The 21,078-nt window shown below is 73.2% G+C and carries 18 protein-coding genes; 16 read left to right on the forward strand and 2 right to left on the reverse strand.

Translation table 11 applies throughout. The annotated features are described in order from the left end of the window. Window positions 1-7 precede the first annotated feature (7 nt). From ACH4C6_RS24480 to ACH4C6_RS24515, 8 genes are all read left to right on the forward strand, one after another. Window positions 8-1,114 carry a quinone-dependent dihydroorotate dehydrogenase gene (locus tag ACH4C6_RS24480; protein WP_398110716.1) on the forward strand — a complete coding sequence of 369 codons (1,107 nt, stop codon included), beginning with the start codon at window positions 8-10 and terminating at the stop codon, window positions 1,112-1,114. Further along, on the forward strand, window positions 1,111-1,956 hold the full coding sequence (gene pyrF / locus ACH4C6_RS24485) for an orotidine-5'-phosphate decarboxylase (RefSeq protein ID WP_398110717.1): 846 nt from the start codon (window positions 1,111-1,113) through the stop codon (window positions 1,954-1,956). The genes ACH4C6_RS24480 and pyrF overlap by 4 nt, the downstream gene beginning before the upstream one ends. A 276-nt stretch (window positions 1,957-2,232) precedes the next feature. Further along, entirely contained in the window at window positions 2,233-2,556 is a 324-nt protein-coding gene (locus tag ACH4C6_RS24490; RefSeq protein ID WP_003977346.1) for an integration host factor, read from the forward strand. A 58-nt stretch (window positions 2,557-2,614) separates the two neighbouring features. After that, window positions 2,615-3,208, forward strand: a complete 594-nt coding sequence (gene gmk, locus ACH4C6_RS24495) for a guanylate kinase (RefSeq protein ID WP_398110718.1) — start codon at window positions 2,615-2,617, stop codon at window positions 3,206-3,208. Window positions 3,209-3,278: 70 nt separating this feature from the next. Next, window positions 3,279-3,551 carry a DNA-directed RNA polymerase subunit omega gene (gene rpoZ, locus ACH4C6_RS24500; RefSeq protein ID WP_003988945.1) on the forward strand — a complete coding sequence of 91 codons (273 nt, stop codon included), beginning with the start codon at window positions 3,279-3,281 and terminating at the stop codon, window positions 3,549-3,551. A gap of 107 nt (window positions 3,552-3,658) precedes the next feature. Next, window positions 3,659-4,861, forward strand: a complete 1,203-nt coding sequence (gene coaBC, locus ACH4C6_RS24505) for a bifunctional phosphopantothenoylcysteine decarboxylase/phosphopantothenate--cysteine ligase CoaBC (RefSeq protein ID WP_398110719.1) — start codon at window positions 3,659-3,661, stop codon at window positions 4,859-4,861. A 238-nt stretch (window positions 4,862-5,099) separates the two neighbouring features. Beyond that, window positions 5,100-6,308: a methionine adenosyltransferase gene (metK, locus tag ACH4C6_RS24510; protein ID WP_398110720.1), complete on the forward strand. Its 1,209-nt coding sequence runs from the start codon at window positions 5,100-5,102 to the stop codon at window positions 6,306-6,308. 210 nt (window positions 6,309-6,518) lie between these two features. After that, window positions 6,519-8,672, forward strand: a complete 2,154-nt coding sequence (locus ACH4C6_RS24515) for a primosomal protein N' (RefSeq protein ID WP_398110721.1) — start codon at window positions 6,519-6,521, stop codon at window positions 8,670-8,672. 241 nt (window positions 8,673-8,913) lie between these two features. Here ACH4C6_RS24515 and ACH4C6_RS24520 read toward each other — a convergent pair whose 3' ends face one another. After that, window positions 8,914-9,459 (reverse strand): hypothetical protein, encoded by a 546-nt coding sequence (locus ACH4C6_RS24520; RefSeq protein WP_398110722.1) that lies wholly within the window; start codon window positions 9,457-9,459, stop codon window positions 8,914-8,916. A gap of 259 nt (window positions 9,460-9,718) precedes the next feature. Between ACH4C6_RS24520 and fmt the strand changes: the two genes are divergently transcribed. Together fmt and ACH4C6_RS24530 are read left to right on the forward strand one after the other, a co-directional pair. Then, a complete protein-coding gene (gene fmt, locus ACH4C6_RS24525; protein ID WP_398110723.1) occupies window positions 9,719-10,651 on the forward strand; it encodes a methionyl-tRNA formyltransferase in 933 nt (310 codons plus the stop codon). A 621-nt stretch (window positions 10,652-11,272) separates the two neighbouring features. Further along, window positions 11,273-12,691, forward strand: coding sequence for an RsmB/NOP family class I SAM-dependent RNA methyltransferase (locus ACH4C6_RS24530; RefSeq protein ID WP_398110724.1), 1,419 nt, complete (start codon window positions 11,273-11,275; stop codon window positions 12,689-12,691). A 36-nt stretch (window positions 12,692-12,727) separates the two neighbouring features. Here the strand turns inward: ACH4C6_RS24530 and ACH4C6_RS24535 are convergent, their stop codons facing one another. Next, window positions 12,728-14,869, reverse strand: coding sequence for an MMPL family transporter (locus tag ACH4C6_RS24535; protein ID WP_398110725.1), 2,142 nt, complete (start codon window positions 14,867-14,869; stop codon window positions 12,728-12,730). 155 nt (window positions 14,870-15,024) lie between these two features. Here ACH4C6_RS24535 and rpe point away from each other — a divergent pair, with 155 nt between their 5' ends. The 6 genes from rpe (at window position 15,025) to ACH4C6_RS24565 (ending at window position 21,032) form a co-directional block, all read left to right on the forward strand. After that, window positions 15,025-15,711: a ribulose-phosphate 3-epimerase gene (gene rpe, locus ACH4C6_RS24540; RefSeq protein WP_398110726.1), complete on the forward strand. Its 687-nt coding sequence runs from the start codon at window positions 15,025-15,027 to the stop codon at window positions 15,709-15,711. 78 nt (window positions 15,712-15,789) lie between these two features. Then, window positions 15,790-16,833 (forward strand): sugar-binding transcriptional regulator, encoded by a 1,044-nt coding sequence (locus tag ACH4C6_RS24545; RefSeq protein WP_398110727.1) that lies wholly within the window; start codon window positions 15,790-15,792, stop codon window positions 16,831-16,833. Window positions 16,834-16,854: 21 nt separating this feature from the next. Beyond that, complete coding sequence (locus ACH4C6_RS24550) at window positions 16,855-17,208, forward strand: barstar family protein (protein ID WP_398110801.1); 354 nt, start codon at window positions 16,855-16,857, stop codon at window positions 17,206-17,208. Between the two features lie 108 nt (window positions 17,209-17,316). Further along, window positions 17,317-18,759, forward strand: a complete 1,443-nt coding sequence (locus ACH4C6_RS24555; RefSeq protein WP_398110728.1) for a GuaB1 family IMP dehydrogenase-related protein — start codon at window positions 17,317-17,319, stop codon at window positions 18,757-18,759. Between the two features lie 340 nt (window positions 18,760-19,099). After that, the gene (locus tag ACH4C6_RS24560; protein ID WP_398110729.1) at window positions 19,100-20,569 is read left to right on the forward strand and encodes an amino acid permease; all 1,470 of its coding nucleotides are present in this window, start codon (window positions 19,100-19,102) and stop codon (window positions 20,567-20,569) included. A gap of 10 nt (window positions 20,570-20,579) precedes the next feature. Further along, a complete protein-coding gene (locus ACH4C6_RS24565; RefSeq protein WP_104778814.1) occupies window positions 20,580-21,032 on the forward strand; it encodes an Lrp/AsnC family transcriptional regulator in 453 nt (150 codons plus the stop codon). Window positions 21,033-21,078: the final 46 nt, after the last annotated feature.

A 21,078-nucleotide genomic window follows, 5' to 3' on the forward strand; every position in this document is an offset into this window, starting at 1 on the left:
GGACACCATGTACAAGATCTTCTTCCGTCTCGTCTTCAAGCGGCTGGACCCGGAGCAGGCGCACCACCTCGCCTTCCGCTGGGTCCGCCTGGCCGCCCGCGTGCCCGTGCTGCGCACCTTCCTCGCGGCCGCCCTCGCGCCCCGCTACAAGGAGCTGCGCACCGAGGCCCTCGGGCTGCGCATGCACGGCCCCTTCGGGCTCGCGGCCGGCTTCGACAAGAACGCCGTCGGCATCGACGGCATGGCCATGCTGGGCTTCGACCACGTCGAGATCGGCACGGTGACCGGCGAACCCCAGCCGGGCAATCCCCAGCAGCGGCTGTTCCGCCTGGTGGAGGACCGCGCGCTGATCAACCGCATGGGCTTCAACAACGACGGCTCGCTCCGCGTGGCCGCCCGCCTGGCCTCCCGCACGCCGGTCTTCAAGCCGGTCGTCGGCGTCAACATCGGCAAGACCAAGGTCGTCCCCGAGGAGGACGCCGTCGCCGACTACGTGAAGTCCGCGGAGCGCCTCGCGCCCTACGCCGACTACCTGGTCGTCAACGTCTCCTCGCCGAACACGCCCGGCCTGCGCAACCTCCAGGCCACCGAGGCCCTGCGCCCCCTGCTGAGCGCCGTCCGCGAGGCCGCCGACCGCACGGTCTCCGCCCGCCGCGTCCCGCTGCTGGTCAAGATCGCGCCGGACCTCGCCGACGAGGACGTCGACGCCGTCGCCGACCTCGCCGTCGAGCTCGGCCTGGACGGCATCATCGCCACCAACACCACCATCGCCCGCGAGGGCCTCGGGCTGAGGTCCGCGCCCGGCCTGGTGAAGGAGACCGGCGGCCTGTCCGGGGCGCCGCTGAAGGAGCGGTCCCTGGAGGTCCTGCGGCGCCTCTACGCGCGCGTGGGCGACCGGATCACCCTGGTGGGCGTCGGCGGCATCGAGAACGCCGAGGACGCCTGGCAGCGCATCCTGGCCGGCGCCACGCTCGTCCAGGGCTACAGCGCCTTCATCTACGAGGGGCCCTTCTACGCCCGCTCGATCCACAAGGGGCTCGCCGCCCGCCTGGCGACCAGCCCCTACGCCACGCTCGCCGACGCGGTGGGCGCCGACGTGAGGAAGACGGCATGAGTGCCCTGGAACCCTTCGGCGCGCGCCTGCGCCGGGCGATGGACGAGCGCGGCCCGCTGTGCGTGGGCATCGACCCGCACGCGTCCCTGCTGGCCGAGTGGGGCCTGAACGACGACGTCGCGGGCCTGGAGCGGTTCAGCCGCACGGTCGTCGAGGCGGTGGCCGACCGGGTCGCCGTGCTCAAGCCGCAGAGCGCGTTCTTCGAGCGCTTCGGCTCCCGGGGCGTCGCCGTCCTGGAGGCGTCGGTCGCCGAGGCGCGGGCGGCGGGCGCGCTGGTCGTGATGGACGCCAAGCGCGGCGACATCGGCTCCACCATGGCCGCCTACGCCGAGTCCTTCCTGCACAAGGACGCACCGCTGTTCTCCGACGCGCTCACGGTCTCGCCCTACCTGGGCTACGGCTCCCTCGCCCCGGCCGTGGAACTGGCCCGCGAGAGCGGCGCCGGACTGTTCGTGCTGGCGCTCACCTCCAACCCGGAGGGCGGCGAGGTCCAGCACGCCGTGCGCTCCGACGGGCGGAACGTCGGGACGACCATGCTCGCGCACCTGGCCGCCGAGAACGCCGGCGAGCAGCCCCTGGGCTCCTTCGGCGCGGTCGTCGGCGCCACGCTCGGTGACCTGTCGACGTACGACCTGGACATCAACGGTCCGCTCCTCGCACCCGGCATCGGGGCCCAGGGAGCCACACCGGCCGATCTTCCCCGGGTCTTCGGACCGGCCGTGCGCAACGTCGTGCCGAACGTCAGCCGGGGAGTGCTGCGCCACGGCCCCGACGCGGTCGCTCTGCGTGACGCCTCGGAACGCTTCGCGGAGGAGATCCGTCAGGCCGTGACGTCCTCCTGAGGCGGTCTGGACCATCGGCGGGACCTCGGGTGGGCGGTCCGGGGGGCCGTTGAATCTGAATACATCCTCAAATCCAGGGCAGTATGTCCTAAATGTCCGTTCACCTGAAGGCTGACCAGGACTTTTCCGCTGTTCTCGCTGACTCCGGCGGACTTGCCCGCTAGTCTCCGACGAGAGAACGGGCAAGCGTGTGTTGCTCGTACCTCCCCAGGTGTGGGGCGACTAGGTTCCTCACCGGTCCGTATCCGACAGTTCGACATCCGAGGTGACGTAGGCGTGGCTCTTCCGCCCCTTACCCCTGAACAGCGCGCAGCCGCGCTCGAAAAGGCCGCCGCGGCTCGCCGGGAGCGGGCCGAGGTCAAGAATCGACTCAAGCACTCCGGCGCCTCCCTTCACGAGGTCATCAAGCAGGGCCAGGAGAACGACGTCATCGGCAAGATGAAGGTCTCCGCCCTCCTCGAGTCGCTGCCGGGCGTGGGCAAGGTCCGCGCCAAGCAGATCATGGAGCGACTCGGCATCTCCGAGAGCCGCCGCGTGCGGGGTCTCGGCTCCAACCAGATCGCCTCCCTGGAGCGCGAGTTCGGCAGCACCGGCTCCTGAACCGCTCACTCCGCGGAAGCGAGTCCCGGGCACTCCGGGATTGCTGGATAATCGCTGCATGGCTGTAACACCCCGGGGGACGTCCCCCGTACCCCCGGACGCACGTCCGCGGCTGACCGTGCTCTCCGGCCCCTCCGGGGTCGGCAAGAGCACGGTCGTCGCTCATATGCGCAAGCAACACCCCGAGGTCTGGCTCTCGGTGTCGGCGACGACCCGCAGGCCCCGTCCCGGCGAGCAGCACGGAGTCCACTACTTCTTCGTCACCGACGACGAGATGGACAAGCTGATCGCCAACGGCGAGCTGCTGGAGTGGGCCGAGTTCGCCGGCAACCGCTACGGCACGCCGCGCGCGGCCGTGCAGGAGCGCCTGGAGAAGGGGGAGCCGGTCCTCCTCGAGATCGACCTCCAGGGCGCCCGTCTGGTCCGGGAGTCGATGCCCGAGGCCCAGCTGGTGTTCCTGGCCCCTCCCTCCTGGGAGGAGCTGGTGCGCCGGCTCACCGGTCGCGGCACCGAACCGCCCGAGGTCATCGAGCGCAGGCTCGAGGCGGCCAAGACCGAACTGGCCGCGGAACCGGAGTTCGACACCACCCTGGTCAACACCTCCGTCGAGGACGTGGCGCGCGAGCTGCTAGCCTTGATGGACGTCGTGTGACCATCGCTGATCGATCCGGTCCTCGCTGATCACCCCGACAGATTCTTTCCCATCCATCGGAAGGTAGAGCGTGTCCTCTTCCATCTCCGCGCCCGAGGGCATCATCAACCCGCCGATCGACGAGCTCCTCGAGGCCACCGACTCGAAGTACAGCCTCGTGATCTACGCGGCCAAGCGGGCCCGCCAGATCAACGCGTACTACTCGCAGCTCGGCGAGGGTCTCCTCGAGTACGTCGGTCCCCTCGTCGACACGCACGTCCACGAGAAGCCGCTCTCGATCGCCCTCCGCGAGATCAACGCGGGGCTCCTGACGTCCGAGGCCGTCGAGGGCCCGGCGCAGTAAGTACGATCTGCAGCTTGACGCTGACTTGTCCACAGGCCCGGCAGGCCGACTGCCGGGCCTGTGGTGTGTGATGGGACGTGTTGGTCGCCGAGGTCCGGGGAGAGACAGTGGACAAGCCGAAGGTCGTGCTGGGGGTCAGCGGCGGCATCGCCGCGTACAAGGCCTGTGAGCTGCTGCGGCGGCTGACCGAGTCGGGTCATGACGTGCGCGTGGTGCCCACCGCCTCCGCCCTGCATTTCGTCGGGGCCGCCACCTGGTCCGCCCTGTCCGGCAACCCGGTCTCCACCGAGGTCTGGGACGACGTCCACGAGGTCCCGCACGTCCGCATCGGGCAGCACGCCGACCTGGTCGTCGTCGCCCCGGCCACCGCGGACATGCTCGCCAAGGCGGCCCACGGCCTCGCCGACGACCTGCTCACCAACACCCTGCTCACCGCCCGCTGCCCCGTCGTCTTCGCCCCCGCGATGCACACGGAGATGTGGGAGCACCCGGCCACCCAGGAGAACGTGGCGACGCTGCGCCGCCGCGGCGCCCTGGTCGTCGAGCCCGCCGTGGGCCGCCTCACCGGCGTCGACACCGGCAAGGGCCGCTTCCCCGACCCGGCCGAGATCTTCGAGGTCTGCCGCCGGGTGCTGGCCCGCGGTGTGCGCGAGCCCGACCTCACCGGGCGGCACGTCGTGATCAGCGCCGGCGGCACCCGGGAGCCCCTCGACCCGGTCCGCTTCCTCGGCAACCGCTCCTCCGGCAAGCAGGGCTACGCCCTCGCCCGCACCGCCGCCGCCCGCGGTGCCCGCGTCACGCTCGTCGCCGCCAACAGCACCCTCCCGGACCCGGCCGGCGTGGACGTGGTCCCGGTCGGCACGGCCGTGCAGCTGCGGGAGGCGGTCCTCGCGGCCGCCGCCGGGGCCGACGCCGTGGTCATGGCGGCGGCCGTCGCCGACTTCCGCCCCGCGGCCTACGCCACCGGAAAGATCAAGAAGAAGGACGACCGGGAACCCGAGCCGATCACCCTGGTGCGGAATCCGGACATCCTCGCCGAGATCTCCGCCGACCGCCCGCGTCCGGAACAGGTGATCGTCGGCTTCGCCGCGGAGACCGACGACGTCCTGGCCAACGGCCGCGCCAAGCTCAAGCGCAAGGGCTGCGATCTGCTGGTCGTGAACGAGGTGGGGGAGCGCAAGACCTTCGGTTCCGAGGAGAACGAGGCGGTCGTGCTCGGTGCCGACGGCAGCGAGACCGCCGTCGCGCACGGCCCCAAGGAGGCGCTGGCCGAAATCGTGTGGGATCTCGTGGCCGAACGACTGGCCTGAAGCTGCCTCCAGCCTCAGCGCCGCTCGAAACCGGGTGGATCGGGGCGTGGCGCCTCTGGCCAATGCCGCTCGGAATTGGGCAGAATGCCCGTGCCGCAGGTCACAGCGCTCCCGAGGGACGAGACAGGGGGGCCGTGGCCGAAGCGTGACCCGTAAACTGTTCCACGGACGGCGCCGGGTGCAGCCCCCGCCGTCCGCCACTGATCAGCCAGCAGCCGCTGCAACCCCAGGGAGCGTTGTGTCCCGTCGCCTGTTCACCTCGGAGTCCGTGACCGAGGGTCACCCCGACAAGATCGCTGACCAGATCAGCGACACCATTCTCGACGCGCTCCTGCGCGAGGACCCCTCCTCGCGCGTCGCCGTCGAGACCCTGATCACGACCGGCCTGGTGCACGTGGCCGGCGAGGTCACGACCAAGACGTACGCGGACATCGCGACGCTGGTCCGGAACAAGATCCTCGAGATCGGCTACGACTCCAGCAAGAAGGGCTTCGACGGCGCCTCCTGCGGCGTGTCGGTGTCCATCGGCGCGCAGTCCCCGGACATCGCCCAGGGCGTGGACACGGCGTACGAGACCCGTGTCGAGGGTGACGACGACGAGCTCGACAAGCAGGGCGCCGGCGACCAGGGCCTGATGTTCGGCTACGCGACGGACGAGACGCCGACGCTGATGCCGCTGCCCATCTTCCTCGCCCACCGCCTGTCCAGGCGCCTGTCCGAGGTGCGCAAGAACGGGACCATCCCCTACCTCCGCCCGGACGGCAAGACGCAGGTCACCATCGAGTACGACGGTGACAAGGCGGTCCGTCTGGACACGGTGGTGGTGTCGTCCCAGCACGCCTCCGACATCGACCTGGAGTCGCTGCTCGCTCCGGACATCAAGGAGTTCGTGGTCGAGCCCGAGCTGAAGGCGCTGCTGGACGAGGGCATCAAGCTCGACACGGAGAACTACCGCCTCCTGGTCAACCCGACCGGCCGCTTCGAGATCGGCGGCCCGATGGGCGACGCCGGCCTGACCGGCCGCAAGATCATCATCGACACCTACGGCGGCATGGCCCGGCACGGCGGCGGTGCCTTCTCCGGCAAGGACCCGTCCAAGGTCGACCGCTCCGCGGCGTACGCGATGCGCTGGGTCGCCAAGAACGTGGTGGCCGCCGGCCTGGCCACGCGCTGCGAGGTGCAGGTCGCGTACGCGATCGGCAAGGCCGAGCCGGTCGGTCTGTTCGTCGAGACCTTCGGCACCGCCAAGGTCGACACGGACCGGATCGAGAAGGCGATCGACGAGGTCTTCGACCTGCGCCCGGCCGCCATCATCCGCGACCTGGACCTGCTCCGCCCGATCTACTCCCAGACCGCCGCGTACGGCCACTTCGGCCGTGAGCTGCCGGACTTCACGTGGGAGCGCACCGACCGCGTGGACGCGCTGCGCAAGGCGGCGGGGCTGTAGTCCCGACCGTACATACGGCACCTGTGTGACGGGGCCCGGCACCCTGCGGGGGGCCGGGCCCCGTCGCGTCGGGCCCCGTCGCGTCGGGTTCCGACGCGGCCGGTTCCGTCGCGTCCGGGCGGCGGAACGCCAGGGCGGGGTGCCGGGTGTCGCGCCCGCGGGGGACCCGGCAGCCGTCGGGTGTCAGTGGTGTTTGGTAGGAATGCAGGCGTGAGCAGCGAGAACGAGCAGGCGGACGGTGAGGCGCAGGGCGCCCCGCCCGAGCAGCTCGCGCTCATCCGCGAGAGCGTGCGCAAGGCGAAGACGCCCCGGGCCAAGCCGCGGACCTGGCGTGGAGCCGCGCTCGCCAAGGAGCTGCCGGTCGCCCGTGTCCTCGTCGACAAGGGCGTGCTCCACCTCGACCGCTACTTCGACTACGCCGTGCCCGAGGAGCTGGACGAGCAGGCCCGGCCGGGCGTCCGGGTCCGGGTGCGCTTCGGGGCCGGGCGGAACCGGGTGCGGGACGGACGCCGCGAGGGCGGCGGACTGATCGACGGCTTCCTCGTCGAGCGGCTGCCCGAGTCCGACTACTCCGGTCCGCTGGCCGCCCTGGCCCAGGTTGTCTCGCCCGAGCAGGTGCTGAGCGAGGAGTTGCTCGCACTGGCCCGGGCGGTCGCCGACCGGTACGCGGGCAGCCTCGCCGACGTGCTGCAACTGGCCGTGCCGCCGCGCAACGCCCGGGCCGAGCAGCGTCCCTCTCCCGAGCCGCTGCCGCCGCCCGAAACCCCCGAACCGGGCTCCTGGCAGCGCTACGAGCGCGGGGCGGCCTTCCTCCAGTCCCTCGCCTCGGGCGGCGCGCCCCGGGCCGTGTGGAACGCGCTGCCGGGTCCGCAGTGGAGCGAGGAGCTCGCCCGCGCCGTCGCGGCGACGCTGGCGTCCGGGCGGGGCGCCCTGGTGGTCCTGCCCGACGGCCGGGCGGTCGCCCGGGCCGACGCCGCGCTCACCGCCCTGCTCGGTGAGGGGAGGCACGCGGTCCTCACCGCCGACGCCGGCCCCGAGAAGCGCTACGCCCAGTGGCTCGCGGTACGGCGCGGTTCCGTGCGGGCCGTGGTCGGCACCCGGGCCGCGATGTTCGCGCCCGTCCAGGACCTGGGCCTGGTCGCCCTCTGGGACGACGGCGACGACAGCCACAGCGAGCAGCACGCCCCGCAGCCGCACGCCCGCGAGGTGCTGCTGCTGCGCGCCGCGCAGGACCGCTGCGGCTTCCTGCTGGGCGGCTGGGCCTGCACGGTGGAGGCCGCGCAGCTCGTCGAGACCGGCTGGGCGCGCCCGCTCGTCGCCGGCCGGGACCAGGTGCGCGCCGCGGCCCCTCTGGTACGGACCGTCGGGGACATGGACCTCGCCCGGGACGAGGCCGCCCGGGCCGCCCGGCTCCCCACGCTCGCCTGGCAGGCCGTCAGGGAGGGTCTGAAGCAAGGGCCGGTGCTCGTGCAGGTGCCCCGGCGGGGCTACGTGCCGCGCATGGCCTGTGCCCAGTGCCGGGCGCCCGCGCGGTGCCGGCACTGCTCGGGGCCCTTGGAGACACGGGACGGCGGGGCACTGTGCTGCGGCTGGTGCGGCCGTGAGGAGGGCGCCTGGCACTGCCCGGAGTGCGGGGGGTTCCGGTTGCGCGCCTCGGTCGTGGGAGCGCGGCGGACGGCCGAGGAACTGGGCCGGGCGTTCCCGGCGGTCCCGGTGCGGACCTCGGGGCGGGAGCACGTGCTGGACACGGTGCCGGGTGCGCCCGCGCTCGTCGTCAGCACACCGGGGGCGGAGCCCGTCGCCGAGGGCGGCTACGCGGCCGCGCTGCTGCTGGACGGCTGGGCCATGCTCGGGCGGCCCGATCTGCGGGCCGGGGAGGACGCGCTGCGGCGGTGGATCGCCGCCGCGGCCCTGGTCCGGCCGCAGTCGGCCGGCGGCACGGTGGTGGTCGTGGCCGAGCCGACACTGCGACCGGTGCAGGCGCTGGTGCGCTGGGACCCCGTCGGGCACGCGGTGCGGGAGCTCGCCGAGCGGGCCGAGCTGGGATTTCCGCCGGTGTCCCGGATGGCCGCCGTGTCGGGCCCGCCCGAGGCGGTGGCCGACTTCCTCCGGACGGCCGAACTGCCGTCCGAGGCCGAGGTGCTGGGGCCGGTGCCCCTGCCGGTGCCCCCCGCGGGACGACCGCGCCGGGCCGGGGCTCCGCCGCCCGGGGAGCAGTGGGAGCGGGCTCTGCTGCGCGTGCCGCCCGGCCGGGGCGCGGCCCTGGCGGCAGCGCTGAAGGCCGCGCAGGCGGCGAGGACGGCCCGGGGGAGTGGTCAGGGGACGGGTGTGTGGGTGCGGATCGACCCGGCCGACATCGGCTGACCCGTCGGGCCCGGACCTGGGGCTGGAGGGAGCCCGGGCGGATCCGGTGGGGGCTTGGGCGGGAGCGGGCTGTTCGGTGGGACGGGCGCGGCTGGGGGAGGGTGCCGCCCTACGGCTGGTGGCTGTCGAGGGTGTGCCGCCTGGGTGGGCGCGTTGGCCTGGATACGCGGCTGCCCTCCCGGAGGGGGCCGGGAGGGCAGGAGTGTGAGGCGGGGAGCCGTCGCGTGTCAGCCGTTGCGTGTCAGCCGTTGCGGGGGCCGGGGAAGGCCGTCGGCCGGACCTCTTCGCGCAGCGCCGGGCTCCCGGCGGTGGGCTGCGTCGGCATGGAGCGGGCCGCGGGGACCGTCGGCATCGTGGGGAGTCCGGCCGGCACGTTGACCGTGCGCGTGCCGGACGGCTCCGGGGTGCGCTCCGGCTCGGCCGTGACCGTCTGCGCCGCCGCCCGGCGGGCGCCGTACCGGCGGTGCACGGCCTGCTTGGTGACACCCAGCGCGGAACCGACGGCGTCCCACGAGAAGCCGAGGGAGCGGTCGAAGTCCACGGCCGCCGTCACCAGGGTCTCGACGCTGTCCCGCAGCTCCTGGGCGAGACGTACCGTCGGGGCGGGCGCGCGTCCGTAGACGACGAAGCCCGTGGACGGGCCGGAGCGGCGCGGGCGGTAGACGTTGCCCAGCTGGGCGGTGAGGGTGCGCAGTGCGTCCACCTGCCGGCGGACCCGCTCGATGTCCCGCACCAGCAAGTGCAGGCTGGCCCGAGCCTGGGCGTCGTGGGTTGCGTGGTCGGCCATGAACAAGCCTCTCGAACCGGCGTTGAAAGGAACGGGCCGCGACTGCGGCCCTCTGTGGTCAACTCTGTCTTGACCAACGCGGATTCGCTCCGCTGGTCACGGTGCAGGGGCGTAGGGGCATATGCGTGCGCCTGTTTGCGCGGGGCGTGCGCCTCACCCCCGGCGTTCGCCGGCCGCTGTCGGCGGCTTCCCGCGTCCGGCTCATAGACTGGGGCGTCGCCCGTCACCCGCCCCCGCCCCGAGAGGCCCCCACCACCCCATGAAGCTCGTCTTCGCCGGTACACCCGAGGTCGCCGTTCCCGCCCTGGACGCTCTTCTCGCCTCCGGACGGCACGAGGTGGCCGCCGTCGTCACGCGGCCCGACGCTCCGGCCGGGCGGGGGCGCAGGCTCGTCGCGTCGCCCGTCGCCGAGCGGGCGGCGGAGGCCGGGATCGAGGTGCTGAAGCCGGTGAAGCCGAAGGACCCCGAGTTCCTGGAGCGGCTCCGGGAGATCGCGCCCGACTGCTGTCCCGTCGTCGCCTACGGTGCGCTGTTGCCCCGGGTCGCCCTCGACGTCCCCGCGCACGGCTGGGTGAACCTGCACTTCTCGCTGCTGCCCGCCTGGCGGGGTGCCGCGCCCGTGCAGCACGCCATCATGGCCGGGGACGAGATCACCGGGGCGTCGACCTTCCTCATCGAGGAGGGGCTCGACTCGGGCCCGGTGTACGGGACGGTGACCGAGGAGATCCGGCCCACCGACACCAGCGGTGACCTGCTGACGCGGCTCGCGTTCGCCGGGGCCGGGCTGCTCGCGGCGACCATGGACGGGATCGAGGACGGCACGCTCAAGGCGGTGCCGCAGCCCGCCGAGGGCGTCAGCCTGGCGCCGAAGGTCAACGTGGAGGACGCGCACCTGGACTGGTCCGCGCCCGCACTGCGCGTGGACCGGGTGGTGCGGGGCTGCACCCCGGCGCCCGGTGCCTGGACCACGTTCCGCGGCGAGCGGCTCAAGCTCATCCAGGTCACGCCGGTGCCCGACCGCACAGACCTCGCCCCGGGGGAGATCGCCGCCGGGAAGAACAGCGTGCATGTGGGTACGGGCTCGTACGCGGTGGAGCTGCTGTGGGTGCAGGCCCAGGGCAAGAAGCCGATGCGGGCCGCGGACTGGGCGCGCGGGGTGCGGATCGGGGAAGAGGAGCGGCTCGGAAGCTGACGCCCACCCGGCGGCTCGCCGGGCAGGTCAGCGCCGCCGGGTCCGCTGTCCGGCACCGGCCGAGCACCCGCTGAGGCCCATCCCGCCCGGCCCTGCGCCGGAGAACCCTGCCCCGGCCCTGCCGCCCGGCGGTGCGCCGCGCCTGCCCTGCGCTGTGGGCCAGCCGTCCGGCGCTACGCCGGAACCCCGGCATCGGCGTCGCCGTCCGGCGGTCCGCCGCGCGTACCCTCCGCTGCGGGCCAGCCGTCCGGCGCTACGCCGGAAACCCGGCACCGGCGTCGCCGTCCGGCGGTGTGCCGCCCGCGTTCTGCGCTGCGGCTTTGCCGTCCGGCGGTGCGCCGCACATACCCTCCGGGCTTGTTGTCCGGTGCGCCGGAGATCCCCGCACCGGCGTCGCCGTCAGGCGGTGTGCTGCCCGCGTCCTGCGCTGCGGCCCCGCCGTCCGGCGGTGCGCCGTGCGTACCCTCCGGGCCTGCTGTCCGGCCCTGCGCCGGAGATCCCCGCACCGGCCCCGCCCCGCCGACCCGGCAGTGTGCCGCACGTGCCCTCCGCCCCACCGCCGGACGGCACCCGGCGTAGGCTGGGGCGCGCACCTCTTCTCACACCCGGAGCACCTTTTTCGTGAGTGAACAGCCCCGCCGGCCCCGCACGTCCGGCAAGCCCTACCGCCGGCCCAAGAAGGACCCCGTCCGCATCCTCGCCTTCGAGGCGCTCAGGGCCGTGGACGAGCGCGACGCCTACGCCAACCTCGTCCTGCCGCCCCTGCTGCGAAAGGCCCGTGAGCAGGGCGACTTCGACGCCCGGGACGCGGCGCTGGCCACCGAGCTGGTGTACGGGACGCTGCGGCGGCAGGGGACGTACGACGCGGTGCTGGCGGCCTGCGTGGACCGGCCGCTCGGGGAGGTCGACCCGCCCGTGCTGGACGTGCTGAGCCTGGGGGCGCACCAGCTGCTCGGCACCCGCATCCCCACGCACGCGGCCGTCTCCGCCACCGTCGAACTGGCGCGGGTGGTGCTGGGCGACGGGCGGGCGAAGTTCGTCAACGCCGTGCTGCGCAAGGTCGCCCAGCACGACCTGGACGGCTGGCTGGAACGGGTGGCGCCGCCCTACGAAGACGACCCCGAGGACCATCTCGCCGTGGTGCACTCGCACCCGCGGTGGGTCGTGTCCGCACTGTGGGACTCCCTGGGCGGCGGCCGCGCCGGCATCGAGGAGCTGCTGCGCGCCGACAACGAGCGGCCCGAGGTGACCCTGGTGGCCCGGCCCGGCCGCTCCGGCGCCGAGGAACTGCTCGACGAGGATGCCGCCGTGCCGGGACGCTGGTCGCCGTACGCGGTGCGGCTGACCGAGGGCGGGGAGCCGGGTGCCGTCGCCGCCGTGCGCGACGGGCGGGCGGGAGTGCAGGACGAGGGCAGCCAGCTCGTCGCGATCGCCCTGGCCAACGCGCCGGTGGAAGGGCCCGACCGGCGGTGGCTGGACGGGTGCGCCGGACCGGGCGGCAAGGCCGCACTGCTGGGTGCCCTGGCCGCGCAGCGGGGAGCCCTGCTGGTCGCCTCCGAGAAGCAGACCCACCGGGCCGGGCTGGTGGCGCGGGCCCTGGACGGCAATCCCGGGCCGTACCAGGTGATCGCCGCGGACGGGACCCGCCCGGCGTGGCGGCCCGGCAGCTTCGACCGGGTGCTGGTCGACGTGCCCTGCACCGGTCTGGGCGCCCTGCGCCGCCGTCCCGAGGCGCGCTGGCGCCGCCGCCCGGAGGACCTGGAGGGGTTCGCGCCGCTCCAGCGCGGCCTGCTCCGCACCGCCCTGGAGTCGGTGCGCGTCGGCGGTGTCGTGGGCTACGCGACCTGCTCGCCGCACCTCGCCGAGACCCGGGCCGTGGTCGCCGACGTGCTGAAGCAGTTCCCGGACACCGATCTCATCGACGCCCGCGGGCTGCTGCCGGACGTGCCGGACCTGGGGGACGGGCCGGACGTGCAGCTCTGGCCGCATCTGCACGGCACCGACGCGATGTACCTGGCGCTCATCCGCCGGACCGGCTGACCCCCGCGGGCCGGCGGGCGCCCGCCCCGGCGCGTGTCACCCGCCGGGGCGGCCGGTCGCTGCTCCGGCGGGCTCCCCGGCCGGGGCCCTGCCGTCCTCCCGGGCCAGCCGGTGCGGCCACCACACCTTCGGGCCGATGTCCAGGAACAGGGACGTCACCAGCACCGAGCGCACGATGAACGTGTCGATGAGGACGCCGAGGGCGACCGTGAAGCCGATCTCGGCGAAGGCGACCAGCGGCAGGGTGCCGAGCGCGGCGAACGTCCCGGCCAGGACCAGACCGGCGGAGGTGATCACCGCGCCGGTGGCGGCGAGGCCCGTGACCACGCCCGTCCTGGTGCCCTGACGGGCCGCCTCCTCGCGGATCCGGGTGGTCAGGAAGATGTTGTAGTCGATGCCCAGGGCCACCAGGAACACGAACACGAACAGCGGGAAGTCGGTCGCCTCGCCCGCGTAGTCGAAGACGTACCGGAACGCGAGCGCGCTGATGCCCAGGGCCGCCGTGAACGACAGGATCACCGTGCCGATCAGCAGCAGTGGGGCGACCAGGGCCCGCAGCAGGGCGCAGAGGATCAGCAGGACGACCACCAGCACCAGCGGGATGATCAGCACGTTGTCGTGCGTGGTCGCCTCGTCCATGTCCAGCAGGGCCGCCGTGCCGCCGCCCACCCGGGCGTCCGCGTCCGGCACCGCGTGCACGGCGTCGCGGACCCGCTCGACCGTCTGCTTCGCGGCCTCGCTGTCCGCCGGGGCCGTCATCGTCGCCTCGAAGAGGACCCTGCCCTCGAAGCCGGGTCTGGTGCCCGGCGGCAGCCCGAGGGACTGCGGCACCACGCCCGGGGTCCGCGCGACCGCCCGGCCCACGTCGACGGCCTGCTCCCGGTCGCTGACCACGACGAGCGGGTCGCCGCTGCCCGCCGGGAAGTAGCGGGCCGACACCTGCTGGCCCGTGATGGAGTCCGGCTCGCCCGTGAAGGCGTCCGCGTTGGGGATGCCCTCGGCCCGCAACTGGATCAGGCCCAGGGAGCAGACCGCCAGCGCGAGCGCGGTGACGGCCCAGGTGGTGCGCGGCCGGCGGGCGATCCGGCGGCCCGTGCGCGCCCAGAAGCCCCGCTCGGTCGGCTCGGCGGAGCCCAGGTGCGGGATCACCGGCCAGAAGATCCACCGGCCGCAGACGACCAGCAGAGCGGGGAACAGGCTCATCATCGCCAGCAGGGCGACGGCGACGCCGATCGCGGCGACCGGTCCGAGGCCCCTGGTGGAGTTCATCTCGGCGGCCAGCAGCACCAGCATGCTCAGCACCACGGTCGCCCCCGAGGCGAGCACGGCCGGTCCCGCCCGGTGCAGGGCCAGGGCCATGGCCTCGTGCCGGTCCTCGTGCCGGCGCAGCTCCTCCCGGTAGCGGGCGACCAGCAGCAGGGCGTAGTCCGTCCCCGCGCCGAAGACGAGCACCGTGAGGATGCCGGCGCTCTGCCCGTTGACCGTCAGGCCCGCGTGCGCGGCCAGGGCGTAGATCAGCGCCTGGGCGGTGAACAGGGCGCACACCACCGAGATCAGGGGCACCACCAGCAGGGTGAGGCTGCGGTAGGTGATGAGCAGCATGACGATCACGACGGTCATCGCCGCGAACAGCAGCGTGGAGTCGATGCCCTCGAAGGCCTCCGCCGAGTCGGCCGCCGTACCGCCCGGGCCCGTGACGTGCACGGCCAGGCCGCCCCCGCTCCCGCCGACGTCGTCGCGGATGGACTCCACCGCGGGGGAGATCCGCTCCCAGCCCTTCTCGTCTATGGTGATCGGCACGAACACCTGCGCGGCCCGGGGATCGGTGGCCCGGTCGAGGACCGGCCCGCGCGTCTGCGCGCCCCGGATGCCGTGGTCGCGCAACTCCTTCAGCTCGCGCACGTCCTGAGCGATCCGCGCCCGGTCCTGGGGCGTCAGCCCGCCGTCCCGCGCGTAGATCACCACCGCCGGGATCTGCTCCGGCCGGAAGTCCTCCGACTCCTGAAGCACCTGGGTCGACTCGGCGGACCCGGGCAGCCACGACGCCGCGTCGTTGTCCTGGGCGTCGGTCAGCTTCATGGCGAACGGGGCGGCGACGAGCAGCACGACCACCCAGAACACCAGCACGAGCCACTTGGCCCGCCGTCCGCAGACGAGGTGCGCGACGCCCTGCTTCATGTCGTCCCCCTCCATGGAGACGCCCCGCGAGAGGCGCGAGGCCGTGACACGTGCGGCTCCGCCGCGCGGGCGCGACGAGCCAGGTGATTCCCGCGGCCGGCGGACCAGCTGGGTCCGGTGCCCACAACCCCCGCGGGGCATGGCAGTCTTAGGACATGGCCGTGCAGATCAACCCCAGCATCCTGTCCGCCGACTTCGCCCGCCTCGCGGACGAGGCGCAGGCCGTGCAGGGAGCCGACTGGCTCCACGTCGACGTCATGGACAACCATTTCGTCCCGAACCTCACGCTCGGGGTGCCGGTCGTAGAGTCGCTCGCCCGTGCGACGGACACTCCGCTGGACTGCCATCTGATGATCGAGGCCCCCGATCGGTGGGCGCCCCACTACGTGGAGGCGGGGGCCGGTTCGGTCACCTTTCACGTCGAGGCCGCCGCCGCGCCGGTCCGGCTCGCCCGGGAGATCCGCGCCAAGGGCGCCCGCGCCTCGATGGCGCTGAAGCCCGCGACTCCCGTCGAGCCGTACGAGGACCTGCTCCCCGAGCTCGACATGCTGCTGATCATGACGGTCGAGCCGGGCTTCGGGGGACAGGCCTTCCTCGACATCATGCTTCCGAAGATCCGCCGGACCCGCGAGTTGATCAGCAAGCACGGGCTGGAGCTCTGGCTCCAGGTCGACGGCGGAGTCTCCGCTTCCACGATCGAGCGCTGCGCGGAGGCCGGAGCCGACGTCTTCGTGGCCGGATCGGCGGTCTACGGGGCGAACGACCCGGCAGAAGCGGTACGTGCACTACGCACCCAGGCCGAGGCGACGACCGCGAAGGCCACATGGGCGTGCGGCCACTGAGCCACAGCAAAGTGAACGGCTCTCATCAGGGCTGATCATCCGCGCCGGATCTGCAAGGATGAACGGCGAATCCAGAGTGTGAACAGCAGTGAGGAGATCGCCGTGTCGGGTATGTCGGCGGGCCGGTCAGCCATGCGGATGGGACCCGCTGAGCTGGTGCAGGCGGCGGCCATGGCCCGCCGCTTCTACCTCGAGGGCAAGTCCAAGATCCAGATCGCCGAGGAGTTCGGCGTCAGCCGCTTCAAGGTGGCCCGGGTCCTGGAGACCGCCCTCGAACGGGACCTCGTACGCATCGAGATCAGGGTGCCCGCGGAACTGGACGCCGACCGCTCGGACGCGCTCCGCGCCCGGTACGGCCTCCGGCACGCCGTCGTGGTCGAGTCGCCGGCCGAGGCCGAGGAGACGCCCGACCCGGAGAACCTGGGAGAGGTGGCCGCCGACCTGCTCGGCGAACTGGTCGACGAGGGCGACGTCCTGGGCCTCGCCTGGGGCCGCTCCACCATCCACATGGCGGCGGCGCTCGACCGGCTGCCGCCGTGCACGGTGGTGCAGCTGACCGGCGTGTACGACGCCGGGACCGCCGAACGCGGCTCGGTCGAGGCCGTGCGGCGGGCCGCCCAGGTCTCCGGAGGCGACGCCCACCCCATCTACGCCCCCATGCTGCTGCCCGACGCCGCCACGGCCACGGCGCTGCGCAACCAGACGGGCATCGCCCGGGCCTTCGAGCACTTCGACAAGGTCACCGTCGCCTGCGTCTCCATCGGGTCCTGGGAGCCGGGCATCTCCACGGTGCACGACATGCTCAGCGACGAGGAGCGCGCGCACTACGCCTCGCTCGGTGTCGCCGCCGAGATGTCCGCGCACCTCTTCGACGCGGAGGGGCGCCGGGTCGGCCGGGACCTGGGCGAGCGGTGCATCACCGTCAAGGCCGACCAGCTGCGCCGCATCCCCGAGGTCGTCGCCATAGCGGGCGGGCAGCGCAAGGGGCCGGCGATCGACGCCGTGCTGCGCTCCGGGCTGGTCACCAGCCTGGTGACGGACACCTCGGCAGCCGACTACCTGATGACCGCGGGCCCGGCCCCGAAGCCCGCGCTCAACCGCGCCGACCCGGACGGGGCCTGACCCATGGCCGGCCAGGTGCCCCTGCCGCACGACCCGGCGGGCCGGATCGTGCGCGTCCTCGACCTCGACGGGGTCACGGACAAGGCCGGCCTGATGGACCGCTGCGCCCGCGACCTGGCGCTGCCCGACTGGTTCGGCCGCAACTGGGACGCCCTCGCCGACTGCCTGTCCGACCCCGCCCTGTGGCCCGAGGGGGCCGTGGAGCGGGGTCTGCTGGTCGTCGTGCGCGGCTGGCGCGGCTACGCCGAGGCCCGGCCCGAGGAGTGGCAGGTCGCCGAGGAGATCTTCGCCGAGGCCACGGACCGCGGCCCAGGCCTGTTCGTGACCCTCGGCCTTGGAGCATCCTCCGAAGGGGGCCCTGACCAGCCTGGATGATTCGCCCGGGGTCGGGAGCGCCGGTGTCATGGGACAATGAAGTACGTGCTCTTTCCCCCTGGCCGGCCGGTCCGGGGGTCACCTCTGATCGACTGGGATGTGCAGCACGTGCGTTTCCTCAATGACATCCAGCCCGGGTACGACCTGACGTACGACGACGTCTTCATGGTGCCGAGCCGCTCCTCGGTGGGCTCGCGGCAGGCCGTCGACCTCAGCTCCCCGGACGGCACGGGCACCACCATCCCGCTCGTCGTCGCCAACATGACCGCCATCGCCGGGCGCCGCATGGCCGAGACCGTGGCCCGCCGCGGCGGCCTGGTGGTGATCCCGCAGGACATCCCGATCGACGTGGTCACCGACGTCGTGGCCTGGGTCAAGAGCCGGCACCTGGTGCTGGACACCCCGATCATCCTGTCCCCGCACCAGACCGTCGCCGACGCGCTGGGGCTGCTGCCCAAGCGGGCGCACGACGCCGGTGTCGTCGTCGACGAGCATCACCGGCCCGTCGGCGTGGTCACCGACGCCGACCTCTCCGGCGTGGACCGCTTCACGCAGCTCTCCGAGGTCATGTCCCGGGACCTGCTGCTCATCGACGCCGACAAGGACCCGGGCGAGGCCTTCGGCGTCCTCGACCACGCCAACCGCCGCTACGCCCCCGCGGTCCACCCCGACGGCACGCTCGCCGGCATCCTGACCCGCAAGGGCGCCCTGCGCGCCACGCTCTACACCCCGGCCACCGACGACCGCGGCCGGCTGCGCGTCGCGGCGGCCGTCGGCATCAACGGCGACGTCGCGGGCAAGGCCGAGCAGCTGCTGAAGGCCGGTGTCGACACGCTCGTCATCGACACCGCGCACGGCCACCAGGAGTCGATGATCAGCGCCCTGAAGCTGGTGCGCGACCTCGACCCGCAGGTGCCGATCGTGGCGGGCAACGTCGTGGCGGCCGCGGGCGTGCGCGACCTGATCGAGGCCGGCGCGGACATCGTCAAGGTCGGTGTCGGCCCCGGCGCCATGTGCACCACGCGCATGATGACCGGCGTGGGCCGGCCGCAGTTCTCCGCCGTCCTGGAGTGCGCCGCCGAGGCGGCGAAGTACGGCAAGCACGTGTGGGCCGACGGCGGCGTCCGCCACCCCCGTGACGTCGCCATGGCCCTCGCTGCCGGCGCGTCCAACGTGATGATCGGCTCCTGGTTCGCCGGCACCTACGAGTCCCCGGGCGACCTCCAGCACGACGCCCAGGGCCGGGCCTACAAGGAGTCCTTCGGCATGGCCTCCGCCCGCGCCGTGCGCAACCGCACCTCCGAGGAGTCGGCGTACGACCGCGCCCGCAAGGCGCTGTTCGAGGAGGGCATCTCCACCTCCCGCATGTTCCTCGACCCGGCCCGCCCCGGCGTGGAGGACCTGATCGACTCGATCATCGCGGGCGTCCGCTCCTCCTGCACCTACGCCGGCGCCGGCTCCCTGGCCGAGTTCGCCGAGAAGGCCGTCATCGGCGTCCAGAGCGCCGCCGGCTACGCCGAGGGCAAGCCCCTGCACGCGAGTTGGAGCTGACCGCCCGCCACCTTCCTGAACGGCCCCTGCCGACCCGCCCAGCGGGACGGCGGGGGCCGTTCCGCGTGCCGGCCGCCGAGCGGGCGGGGACCCCGCCGGAGCCCCCGTGACGCGGGCCGGTGCAACAGTCGACAGCCGCCCTGCAACGAACGCTCACGGCGCCCCCGTCAACGCAATGATCTTGCGGGTATGCGCAAGGTTGCTGCATTTCGGGAGCAACGCCGATCCTCGTAGGCTGTCGCCTCGTACGTGGCGTGGCGGGGACTCCGCTCGGTGGGTCCCTGCTCAAGGGTGCCCGCGGTCCCTGCCGCCCTGACCGGCAGCGAAAAGGAGCCAGCGCGTGCTCGACCAAGGCGCACCCCCGCACAACCCAGGCCAGACAGCCGCCCCCGCGTCCCCCGGCATCGGCGCGCGCCTCATGCGTCGCAAGCCGGTCGAACGCCTGGTCGCGGAGGGTGGGCAGGGCGAGGGAGGATCGCTGCGCCGCTCCCTGGGGCTGTGGCAGCTCACCATGATCAGCATCGGTGCCACCCTCGGCACCGGCATCTTCGTGGTCCTCGGCGAGGCCGTCCCCAAGGCGGGCCCGGCCGTCACGCTCTCCTTCGTCATCGCCGGTCTGACCGCCCTGTTCTCGGCCCTGTCCTACGCCGAGCTGGCCGGCACCATCCCCGTCTCCGGCTCCTCCTACTCGTATGCGTACGCAACGATGGGCGAGCTGATCGCCTGGGTCTGCGGCTGGTGCCTGGTGCTGGAGTACGGCGTGTCCGTCGCCGCCGTGGCCGTCGGCTGGGGCGAGTACCTCAACGAGCTGCTCGACGGGACCATAGGCGTCACCATCCCGGCGGCCCTGTCCGCGCCGCCCGGTGACGGCGGCGTGTTCAACCTGCCCGCGCTGATCGTCGTCCTGCTCGCCATGGCGTTCCTGCTGGGCGGTGCCCGCGAGTCGGCCCGCGCCAACACCGTCATGGTCGTCGTGAAGATCGCCGCGCTGGTGCTGTTCTGCGCCATCGGCGTCCAGGGCTTCCGCTCCGGCAACTACGACAACTTCATGCCGCTCGGCATGGCCGGGGTCAGTGCCGCCGGTGCCACGCTGTTCTTCTCCTACATCGGCTTCGACGCCGCCTCCACCGCCGGTGAGGAGGCCAAGAACGCCCAGCGCGACCTGCCCCGCGCGATCATGCTGTCGCTGGTCATCGTCACCGCGCTGTACGTGCTGGTCGCGGCCGTCGCCGTCGGCGCCAAGCCCTGGAAGGGCTTCACCGACTCCGAGGCCGCCCTCGCCCAGATCATGCGCGAGGTCACCGGGCAGAGCTTCTGGGGCACGCTCCTCGCCTTCTGCGCCGTCATCGCCATCGCCAGCGTGGTGCTGACCGTGCTCTACGGCCAGACCCGCATCCTGTTCGCCATGTCCCGCGACGGACTGGTCCCCAAGGTGTTCGCCCGGGTCCACCCGAAGACCGGCGCGCCGCGCGCCAACACCCTGATCGTGTCGCTGTTCTGCGGCGTCCTGGCCGCCGCGATCCCGCTCGGGCAGCTCGCCGACGCCACCAGCATCGGCACCCTGTTCGCCTTCGCGCTGGTCAACATCGCCGTCGTGGTGCTGCGCCGGACCAAGCCGGACCTGCCCCGCACCTTCCGGGTGCCGCTCTCGCCGGTGCTGCCGGCGCTCGGCTTCGGCTTCTGCGTCTGGATGATGGGCAGCCTGTCCACTGTGACCTGGGTGGTCTTCGGTGTCTGGATGGCGGCCGGGCTCGTGTTCTACTTCGTGTACGGCTACCGCCGCTCCCGACTCGCACCATCCGAGAAGTGATCGACCCACAGTGCTGAACGATCTCGACGAACGCATCGTGCACGCCCTCGCCGAGGACGCCCGCCGCTCCTACGCCGACATCGGCTCGCTCGTCGGCCTGTCCGCGCCCGCCGTGAAGCGGCGCGTGGACCGGCTGCGGGCGACCGGGGCCATCACCGGCTTCACCGTACGGGTGGACCCGGGCGCCCTCGGCTGGGAGACCGAGGGGTTCGTCGAGATCTACTGCCGCGGCAACACCTCCCCGGAGACCATCCAGCGCGGTCTGGAGCGCTACCAGGAGGTCGTGGCCGCCTCGACGGTCACCGGGGACGCGGACGCGATCGCCCAGGTCTTCGCCTCCGACATGCGCCACTTCGAACGGGTCCTGGAGCGGATCGCCGGCGAGCCGTTCGTCGAGCGCACCAAGTCCGTGCTCGTCCTCTCGCCGCTGCTGCGGCGCTTCTCGTCCGGGTCGCCGACGTAATACCCGTGGCCCCTCGCGGGCCGACCGGCCTAGCCTGGGTGCCATG

Source organism: Streptomyces sp. NPDC017943, from assembly GCF_044328425.1.
In the GTDB taxonomy this organism is placed as follows: domain Bacteria; phylum Actinomycetota; class Actinomycetes; order Streptomycetales; family Streptomycetaceae; genus Streptomyces; species Streptomyces djakartensis_A.